This window comes from Neisseria sp. P0021.S005 (assembly GCF_051956955.1).
This window is the reverse complement of record NZ_JBQCWY010000635.1, coordinates 1-1,775: the sequence shown is the minus strand read 5'-3', so window position 1 is coordinate 1,775 and position 1,775 is coordinate 1. Positions and strand designations below refer to the sequence as shown.

General features: G+C 48.5%; 3 protein-coding genes. 2 read left to right on the top strand and 1 reads right to left on the bottom strand.

Annotated elements, in window-relative coordinates:
• Both ACTHUE_RS17745 and ACTHUE_RS17740 read left to right on the top strand, forming a co-directional pair.
• On the top strand, positions 1 to 81 hold an 81-nt coding region (locus ACTHUE_RS17745; RefSeq protein WP_440423031.1), incomplete at its 5' end, for an endoribonuclease YicC domain-containing protein.
• Between the two features lie 235 nt (positions 82 to 316).
• Positions 317 to 1,237, top strand: coding sequence for a bile acid:sodium symporter family protein (locus ACTHUE_RS17740; protein ID WP_285070602.1), 921 nt, complete (start codon positions 317 to 319; stop codon positions 1,235 to 1,237).
• 69 nt (positions 1,238 to 1,306) lie between these two features.
• Here the strand turns inward: ACTHUE_RS17740 and ACTHUE_RS17735 are convergent.
• The coding region (locus ACTHUE_RS17735; protein ID WP_440424079.1) for a TIGR00645 family protein at positions 1,307 to 1,775 on the bottom strand (469 nt) is incomplete at its 5' end.

Below are 1,775 nucleotides of genomic sequence, written 5' to 3'. Positions count from 1 at the left end.
GCCGCCGAATGCACGCAAGCGTCGGTTGAACTGAAAGTCTTAATCGAACAAATGCGCGAACAGGTTCAAAATATCGAATAAATCGATAATGAACGGATAAAACAAGGCCGTCTGAAAAGGTTTCAGACGGCCTTTGTGTTGATATTGGGTGGAGTTAGTGTGGTTTGTTTTTAAACATTATTGGATGATGGATTTCCTGTTTCGTTACTGTAATTGCGCTAAAGAGTTAGCATGTGTTAAATTATGGCAATTATTGTCATGATAAAAACATACAAAGGAGTAAAATATGAACTTTCTGACCGCTATCAGTCGGTAAATGACCCGCTTCACCGCCCTGATTATCGTCCTTGCCTCCATCATCGCCTTTGTTGAACCTGCCACTTTTTCGTGGGTAAAAGGCGATACGCAAGTCGTTGTACTCGGCATTATCATGCTCGGTATGGGCATGACTTTGGGCAAAGAAGATTATCAAATTCTGGCGCAACGTCCGCTCGATATTTTCATCGGCGCAATCGCTCAATACACGATTATGCCCCTGCTTGCCATCGGCATTGCCAAAGCCTTTGACCTTTCGCCCGGATTGACGCTGGGTCTGGTTTTGGTCGGCACCTGCCCGGGCGGCGTTTCGTCCAATATCATGAGTTTTTTGGCTAAAGGCGATGTTGCCTTTTCAGTCGGTATGACCACGGTTTCCACCGTCCTCGCTCCTGTGATGACGCCGCTGTGGATGACTTATTTGGTCGGACAAACCGTCGAAATGGACGGTTGGGGTATGTTCAAATTTATGTTACTCGTTACCCTATTGCCTGTCGTTATCGGCTCTGCCGCCAATATATTGCTGCATAAAAAACATTGGTTTGAAGACGTGCGCGCGATTATGCCTGCCGTTGCCGTTGTCGCGTTTGCCTGTATCGTCGGCGGCGTTGCTGCCGTTCACGGCCACCGTTTCGCTGAATCCGCTTTCGTTATGGTACTCGCCATCGCTGCCCACAACATCGGCGGCTACATCCTAGGCTATTATAGCGGCGCGCTGACCGGCATGAATACCGCCAAAAAACGCACCCTTGCCATCGAAGTCGGCGTACAAAATGCCGGACTTGCCACCGGTTTGAGTGCTAAATTCTTCCCCGGTAATGCCGAGTCCGCCGTTGCCGCCGCCGTTGCCTGCGTTTGGCACTCTGTATCGGGAACGGTTTTGGGTAATTTGTTTGCCTGGTGGGACAAGCGTAAGCAATAAGCCGGTAAACATTGCCAGATAACAAAAGGCCGTCTGAAACACTTCAGACGGCCTTTTGATTGCCTTTTATCAATGCGCTTTATGCGTCGTGCTGTACACGATTTTGTCCGTTAAAGCCATGGCAAGCGCGGAAATCAGGAAACAGATGTGGGTAATACACTGCCACATGATTTGTTTTTCCGACAGATTGGCAGCGTTGAGGAAGGTTTGCAGCAGATGGATGGAGGAAATGCTGATGATGGACATCGACAGCTTAACCTTCAAAACCGAAGCATTGACATGACTGAGCCATTCGGGCTGGTCGGGATGTTCGTCAACATGGAGGCGGGAAACGAAGGTCTCGTAGCCGCCGACAATGACCATGGTCAACAGGTTGGCAATCATTACGACATCAATCAGGTTCAATACGGTGATCATGATGGTGTTTTCATCCATGATGCTGAAATTGGATACCAAGTGCCACAAGGATTTGAGGAACTTACAGGCATAAATGACTTGGGCGATAATCAAGCCTATATAAATCGGCAGTTGCAGCCAG